Source organism: Candidatus Omnitrophota bacterium, from assembly GCA_016929445.1.
Classification (GTDB): domain Bacteria; phylum Omnitrophota; class Gorgyraeia; order JAFGIU01; family JAFGIU01; genus JAFGIU01.
The window spans coordinates 1-7,648 of sequence record JAFGIU010000077.1; the positions used below are offsets into that span (position 1 = coordinate 1).

Genomic DNA, 7,648 nt, shown 5'->3' on the forward strand with positions numbered 1-7,648 from the left:
GTATATCGAAGGTTTTGAGCGTTTTGGTCTGAACGGCCAGCTCACGGAATGTGTTCCCAAGGGCATGGAAATTCGCACCACAGTCCACCCCAGCATAGGGGGCGCTATTGCGGAGTTGGAACAGAGCTTCGCCCGTTTGCGTTCTATCGCATCTCCGCGCGGCTTTGAACCTGTTTTGATAAGCTACAACCCCTTTAGACCGGGATTTATCCCGGTTCCGCCGCTCAACGAATACGAACTCAAACGCCGGCAACAATCTCCTGAAAAACAGACAGCTCACTTGCCCATGATGACCTTTGGACCGGACTTGAATCTCTCGGTTAAGGGCATGCATGCGAAGGAACTTGTGGATACGGGAATGAAGCTAACGGCTTACTCACCCTTTATTGTGCCGTTCAGTTTCAGCTCTCCCTTTTACAGAGGAAAGCTTTGGGAAGGCCTTTCAGTGCGCACCTTTTTTAGGACCGGCGCCCGGCCGGCGGCCTTGGTCTTTCTGGAAAGAAAAGAGGATTTGATCCAAAGCTGCCCCTCCCTGACCAAACCCGCGCGCTTGGAGTCGGAGACTGGGCGCATTGAATTCAAAGCCTGCGACAGTGTGGATGATTTCAGAATCTACGCGGGGCTATTGGCGTTGCTCAAGGGCCTGGTCCGTGATCAGAGTTTGAAATTACGCTCTTTAACGCCGGATGCACCCTTGCATCAGCTTTCCGCGCGTGAAGGGTTTTCGGATCCTTCGATACGGAGCGGGGCACGGGAGTTGCTTCGCGCGGCTGCCGTGCACTTGAGTCATTCCGAATGCGCATTGCTGAGTCCGTTGGCAGAAATGCTTGCGCACAAGCAATCGCCGGCGCACGCAATTCGGGCGCGATATAAGGGGGGAAGCAGCATAGAGGAAGTCTTGAGGCAAAGCTATGAGGGCTATAAAGCGATGGAGCTTGAATGCGCAAGTTTCGATTAGCATTGTTGGCCGTCCTTGTGGGGATTCTGTCGGCAGGCTTGGTCGGTGAGCTGGCAGCCCGGGTTTGGTTGAGGAACCTGGCCGATCCCATGCAAGTGGCGCTTTACGGGACCGTGACGCAGGTGGAAGGTCTGAACAGCCGCTTTTCCCAACACCACTACCTGCCCTTTATCCCCAAACCGGGCTACGAGAGCGGTGGAAACCGGCACAACGCGCTGGGCTTCCGGGGGGAGGAGATTGCGATCCCCAAGCCGGCGGGCACCTATCGTGTGGCTCTTTTGGGCGGGTCCACCACTTACAACACAGCCGTCAGAGATTACCAAAGGAGTTACCCCTATGTCCTGCAGCAAATCTTAAGGACCGAGAGACCCGGTTTGGAAGTGGTTAACGCCGGGTGCGATAAGTACTCGACTTGGGAGAGCCTGCTCAATTTGGAATTCCGCGTTCTGGATACGGAACCGGACCTGGTCATTGTGTATCACGGGATTAATGATGTACATCCCCGGATGGTCTATCCCTATGAGGCCTATAAGGGAGACAATTCCGGATCGCGCACACCCTATGCGAGACCCCAAGAAGGAATTTGGGACCGGAGCGCAGTTTTCCGGGTTCTCCGGGCTCGTCTGGGGATACGGCAGCCGGTCGTGGGATTGTTGTATACGCGCACCCACGACTATCTGGCCACCAATCATACGATGGGTTTTCGAAACCAAAAGGCCAGGGGGGAGTATCCTAGCGGAGTATTTGTGGAGCAAAGTGCGAGTGAGATGCTCGAGCAAAACAAACCCACGTATTTTGAGAGAAACCTTCGTAACATGATTGCCGTGTGCCGGGCCCACAAGATACCCGTTGTTTTGATGACCTTTGCTTGGTCTCCTGCGTTCAGGAATCAACCCTTGGTCGCCTCCGAGGAATATCAGAACGCATTCCGGGAGCAAAATGGGATCATCAAACGCCTCTGTATTGAAGAAGGCGTGCCTTATTATGACTTTTGTGAGGAAATGCCTCAGAATCCCACACTTTGGACGGACGGGCGACATGTGAATGAATTGGGCGCCCAGGTCAAGGCAGCCTTGGTGGCTCAATATTTGATTCAAAACAGACTGATCAACGGGTCGTGAGCTTTTTATTCATCGTTCCCTTTGCCTTGCTGGTGTTGCAGGCGCTAAACGGGCTGGGATGCAGCCTGGACTACGACGAGCTCTATTCTTTTCATTACTTCATGAGCAAGGACTCCCTGCGGGATGTCCTCTGCGCGTACCGGATGTTCAACAATCATCTAGGCTATTCAGCTTTGGCATGGTTTTGCAGAATGGGTTTGGGTTCCGCGGAGTGGGTGCTACGCTTGCCGGCATTGGCCTTTGCATTGGGCGCTTTGGGTTTGACTTGGTCCTGGGTACGGAAGAATTTTGGGATGAAGGCGGCCTTTCTCAGCTCCCTATTGCTGGTGCTTTCGCCGGAGTTCGTCCGTTACAGTTATGCGGCTCGCGGCTATTCAGGATTGCTCTGTCTTACCTTGCTTTCCACAATCGTGTTTTTGAGGCTCCTGAAAAATCCCAGACGCCTGGATTTTGCGCTTTATGTGTTGATTGCCGTGGCTGCGATCTATGTGCACCTGTATTCCGTGTGTGTGGTGGGAGTGCAGTTGCTGATGCTGGGCAGGCTGGGGGCCCAAAGGCACGCCGCGCCATGGATATCCTGGACGATGGTTTTCTTGAGTATCGGGGTCTTGAGTTTTTTGTGCTATTTGCCGGTGCTCGAGAGCTTCATGGGCGCAGTTCAACTTCGGGGGCAGGGCCCGTGGAATCCCGGTTTTGTGCTGGAGTCCTTTGCGTATTTGAGCGGAAGGACTTCGGGAGCCGAGACCTTCTTCTGGATGGGCCTGGCGGGCGCGGGTCTGTGGCCCCTGTGGAAACGCGATCGCTTGTTGGCGGTTTACCTGGGATTGCTGTTTACCGTGCCTTTGGCTTTGGTGATTGTCTTACATCCCTGGGATCTGTACCACCGGTTCTTCTTTTTTCTTCTGCCCTACTATGTTTTGCTTATCGCCTTGGGCCTGGCTCAGACCGTCCGTTTTGTGGGATCCTATTCTTCCGGGAGAGTGAGACAGGGGATTGGGGTGTTGGGATCCGCTGTGTTGCTGGCCTTGTTGGCGGACGGTGCCAAGGTCCAATGGCAGCGAGCTGAAGAAATCCGCTACAGGGAAGTGATCCGGGCTCTGGAGGAAGGGGCGAGTCCGGAGACAGCCTTGGCGGCAGTCGGCCGAAATGCCGAAATGCTCGAGTATTATTTCACGCGGCCGTGGCATTCGCCGAAGACTTTGGAGGAGTTGCTCACTCTGGCCAAAGCTTCAGACGGAATTCACTGCGTTTATCACGAGATTACTTGGAATTCCCCGGGTGAACAGGAGATCCGGGCTTATCTTTGTGAACACGCCCAAATGCGCCGGATGAATTGGATGAGTCTTTTTTATATGGATGCCGGAGATGTCACAGATGCCGCCGATACCCACGGATGAACAACTCGCCAGGCAGGCCCAGGCAGGAGAACGCACAGCCTTTGAGGAGTTGGCTGCGCGTTATTATCCGCGGCTGTTAAATCTTGCCCTGCGCATGTGCGGGAATCGTGAGTACGCGGAAGAAACCCTTCAAGAAGCTTTCTTACGCGCCTGGGAAAAACTGCACACCTTTCGGGGTGAGAGCGGATTTAAGGCCTGGCTCTACAAAATTGCCACCAATTTCTGTTACATGAAATTCCGTAAGATCAAATCTGCGCCGCCGATGGAGAGCCTGAGCCTTTGGTTGCGTTCTGATGCCGGCGAGGAAGGGGGCGCGGACCGGGAAATCCCGGATTGGTCCACAGATCCTCAGCGGGCCCTTCAGAATAAAGATCTGCGCGCCGCTATGGATACAGCCTTGGCAGAACTCCAGGAGCAGCAGCGCCTCATCTTTTTGTTGCGGGAGGTGGAGGGTTTTTCCGCCCAGGAAGTTGCCGGGATGACCGGTCTTAGCGTGCCAGCGGTCAAGAGCCGGCTGCACCGGGCCCGGCTTTTTTTAAGAGAGCGCTTGGTACCCTATTTTGAATCTGCTGCCGGGGGCAGTTATGCCTGATAAGTTTGATCCCAAAGGCCGGGATTGCTGCGCCCGGCTCCGGAAATGCCTTTCCGACTACATGGAAGGAGACTTGGACTCCGCCTCCTGTCAGGGGCTGGAAGCCCACATGGATTCTTGTCCGTCATGTCGGCATTTTGTGGAGACCCTCAAGTCTGCTGTGGGCCTTTTCCGGGAGTACCTGTCGTAAGATAGGGTAAGATTTTTTTGAAATTTTCTGAATCCTTTTGGCTCCGGATGCATCATAGGAAGCAATGGGTGTATTTTGTGGAATATCAGAGGAGAAAAAGATGAAAAGCAGGAGCGCTGTGTTTTTTGTGGGATTGACGGCCGGTATGGGCGGCATCATTTTAGCCCTGTTCCTTTTGGTTCCAGGACTGATGTTGAATATTCATGAGAGTAGATACCTGACTGTGGAGGAAACTTGTCAAAAATTGCAGGCGGCTATTGTGGAAAATGGGTGGACATCCCCGGCAATACGCAACATGAATGAGGCAATGGCTAAAAATGGTGTGACGCTGGAAAGGCAAGTAAGAGTGGTAGAACTTTGCAAGGGTGCGTATGCAAAGGATATTCTCAGCCAAAACCCGGAGTTGTCGACAATGATGCCCTGCGCCTTTGGGGTTTACGAGGGTAACAATAAGAAGATCTATATTTCCGGGATGAATACCGGATTTATGGGGAAATTTTTTGGCGGTTATGTAGCCAGAATCATGGGAGGTCTTGTTGCAGGAGATGAAAAGCGGATCTTGAAGAGTGTGTTGAGGGACTGAAGAATTTATGCCGGTATTACACGGCGACCTTGTCAATTGTGAGGGGGGGAAGAACGAAATGAAGGCTGGGAAAAAGCAAATGGTGGTCTTGGGCGTCGCGTTGAGTTTGGTGTTTCCCGTAGTACCGCCCAGTTTCGCAGCGTCCGAAGTTTCGCTTGCGGAATACAGTGCCCTGGTCCTGCAATACTATCCTGCGCTCAGGAAACAACTGTCGCGGGTGAGCCAGGCAGTTGCCCGCAAAGGACAGGCCCGCAGCGGGCACATGCCCCGGCTCAGCGCCCTGGCGTCTGTGGGAAGCACCAATGACCCGGTCGGGGTGTTTTCCAGCAAACTCAAACAAGAGTCCTTTACTGCGGCGGATTTTGAAATCAGCCGGCTCAATTCGCCGGATGCGCGCACAAATTTCCAAGGGGCGCTTGAGGCCCATATCCCTCTGTTCAACGCGTTTCAGACCTTAACTTCCGTGGAGGCCGCAGAACATATACTCAACTCGGAGGAGTACGGACAGCAGAGCCTTCGAATGGAAGCGCTGCTGAGCGCAAGCCGGGTGTATATGGAAAGCCTTTTGTGGCAGGAGATCGACCAGGTTTCCCAGGCAGTTTTGGAAGCCGCGCTCAAGGACCTGGAGCAGGCTGAGGATTTAAAGGATCGCGGCGTTGTCTTGGGCGCAGACTATTACGCGGCACAAGTTGTGGAGCGCAGCCTTAAACAATTTGATCTTCAGGCCAAGGCGCGGGTGCAGGCGATTTTGCACCAGGCAGAGGTGTTGGCCGGGGGCCGGATCAGCGGGCAGAAGCCCGAAGGTGAATTGCCTTTGCCGGGGCCGGAAGAGGGCGCGCTCCCTGACTGGTTGGACCGGGCTCATGCGCATCGGCCGGACATCAAAGCTTTGCATGAAGTGATTGCCGCACAGGAGCAATGGCTCAAAAAGGAAAAGCGGGCCTATCTTCCGCGGGTCAACGCCTTTGGCCGCGTGGAGAGCAATACCCGGGATTTTGAGGGTTCCGGAGAAAACTACACGGCCGGCCTTCTGGGCCGCATGGATCTGTGGGATCCTTCCCGTGCAGGGCGTGTGGGTGAACAAGAACAGGTCCTGGAAGAACTCGGCTGCGATCTGCAGCAGTTGAGGGATGCCGTTTCTGTGGAAGTATCGGATGCCTGGCAACACTGCCAGGCTTTGCGCCGGCAGGTTCCCGAGGCGGCTCAGGCTGTCCGGGATGCGGAGGAAGCTGTCCGGCTCGTCATTCCACTTTATGAAGAAGGGCGCAAGTCCATCGCCGATTTGCTGGAACTGCGCAAGATTTATTTGGATACGCGCGTGCGTCTCGGGCAACTGAAAGTTGAGGCAGAACTCGGGTATTTACAGCTCATGGCCCTGGCAGGCGAACTTAACGAAACTCATATCCAACAACTCTCCCGGAGACTAGGGTCCTAACAAAGCAAAAGGAAACAGGATGAGCGAGTATAAGGAAGGTTTTGTCGGAAAAGTTGTCCGCTATTTTGCAGACTCCAAGCTCACGCCTCTGATTGTGGCCGCCTCGATTCTGGTGGGGGTCTTTGCTGTCGGCAATCTTCCGCGTGAGGAAGAACCCCAAATTTCGGTGCCTGTCTTTGATGTGTTTGTGGCTTACCCGGGTGCCAGCGCAGAGCAAGTGGAGCGCCGCATTGTCAACCTGGGAGAACGGAAGCTTTGGGAGATTCCGGGCGTGGAGTATATCTATTCCACGGCAGAACCCAACGGGGCCTTGTTTATAGTGCGCTTTGAGGTCGGCCACGACGAGGAGCTCGCGGCCATCAAGACCTATTCCAAGGTCTACTCGAATCTGGATTTTCTGCCCCCGGACGCCAGCCAACCCCTGATCAAACTGCGTTCCATCAACGATGTGCCGATCCTGGCGCTGACCTTCCATTCCAAAGAAAAAGATCTGGTGGAATTGCGCCGGAGCGTGGCGCACTTGCGCCAGGAGATTAATGCGATTCCGGATGTGTCGGAGACTGCATTGACCGGAGGCCGCAAACGCCAGTTTCAGGTTTTCTTTGATGAAAATCAGCTTAAGCAGCGCTTGCTCAGTCCTTTGGAGCTCTTGGAGCTGATCCAGGGGGCTAATGTCCGGATGCCGGCGCACCACCTCGAATCCGCTCAGGGAATGAACACGGAGGTGGAGGCCAATGCCCTGTTCCGGAGTGTGGAGGATCTTGAGCAATTAGTGGTCGGGATCAGCCAGGGGAGCCCTGTTTACCTCAAGGATGTGGCCCGGGTTGTGGAGGGGCCGGATGAGGAAGAGCGCGGAGTCCGGATCCTCTTCGGACATGAATCGGCCCACGCTGACGAGGGACCCTATGACGCCGTGACCTTGGCCGTGTCCAAGCGCCAGGGCGCGAGTGCGGCCGTGCTGGCAGATCAGATTCTGGAAAGGGTTTCGCTTCTCAAAGGAAACGTGCTGCCTGAGGATATCCAAATGACGGTCACGCGCAATTACGGCGAAACAGCCACCCAGAAATCCAACGAGCTGCTCTTTCATATGGGCATTGCCGTGATTGGGGTGAGTGTGCTCATTGCTCTGTTCCTGGGAATTTACGAGTCCGGCGTGGTGGCCGTAGCCATCCCCATGACCTTGGCCCTGACACTGGCCACCTTTTACTTTTTGGGATTCACGCTCAACCGTATCACGCTCTTTGCTTTGATTTTTTCCATCGGGATTCTGGTGGACGACCCGATCGTGGATGTGGAGAACATTGTGCGGCATTTGCGCCTGCCCAAGAACCGGGGCCGGAATCTCCTGGATGTGAGCATCGAGGCGGTGAAC

The 7,648-nt window shown here is 54.7% G+C and carries 8 protein-coding genes; all 8 read left to right on the plus strand.

What is annotated here, in order from left to right; all coding sequences use genetic code 11:
• On the plus strand, positions 1 to 958 hold a 958-nt coding region (locus JW937_06530), incomplete at its 5' end, for a glutamate--cysteine ligase (GenBank protein MBN1587066.1).
• Positions 940 to 2,079, plus strand: coding sequence for a hypothetical protein (locus JW937_06535; protein ID MBN1587067.1), 1,140 nt, complete (start codon positions 940 to 942; stop codon positions 2,077 to 2,079). The genes JW937_06530 and JW937_06535, both read left to right, overlap by 19 nt.
• Positions 2,076 to 3,476: a glycosyltransferase family 39 protein gene (locus JW937_06540; GenBank protein MBN1587068.1), complete on the plus strand. Its 1,401-nt coding sequence runs from the start codon at positions 2,076 to 2,078 to the stop codon at positions 3,474 to 3,476. The genes JW937_06535 and JW937_06540 overlap by 4 nt, the downstream gene beginning before the upstream one ends.
• Positions 3,454 to 4,068, plus strand: coding sequence for a sigma-70 family RNA polymerase sigma factor (locus tag JW937_06545; protein MBN1587069.1), 615 nt, complete (start codon positions 3,454 to 3,456; stop codon positions 4,066 to 4,068). The genes JW937_06540 and JW937_06545 overlap by 23 nt, the downstream gene beginning before the upstream one ends.
• The gene (locus JW937_06550; GenBank protein MBN1587070.1) at positions 4,061 to 4,258 is read left to right on the plus strand and encodes a zf-HC2 domain-containing protein; all 198 of its coding nucleotides are present in this window, start codon (positions 4,061 to 4,063) and stop codon (positions 4,256 to 4,258) included. The genes JW937_06545 and JW937_06550 overlap by 8 nt, the downstream gene beginning before the upstream one ends.
• A gap of 145 nt (positions 4,259 to 4,403) precedes the next feature.
• The gene (locus tag JW937_06555) at positions 4,404 to 4,841 is read left to right on the plus strand and encodes a DUF302 domain-containing protein (protein MBN1587071.1); all 438 of its coding nucleotides are present in this window, start codon (positions 4,404 to 4,406) and stop codon (positions 4,839 to 4,841) included.
• Positions 4,842 to 4,899: 58 nt separating this feature from the next.
• Positions 4,900 to 6,276, plus strand: a complete 1,377-nt coding sequence (locus JW937_06560) for a TolC family protein (protein MBN1587072.1) — start codon at positions 4,900 to 4,902, stop codon at positions 6,274 to 6,276.
• Between the two features lie 19 nt (positions 6,277 to 6,295).
• Positions 6,296 to 7,648, plus strand: a 1,353-nt coding sequence (locus tag JW937_06565) for an efflux RND transporter permease subunit (GenBank protein ID MBN1587073.1), incomplete at its 3' end; no start/stop codon positions are given.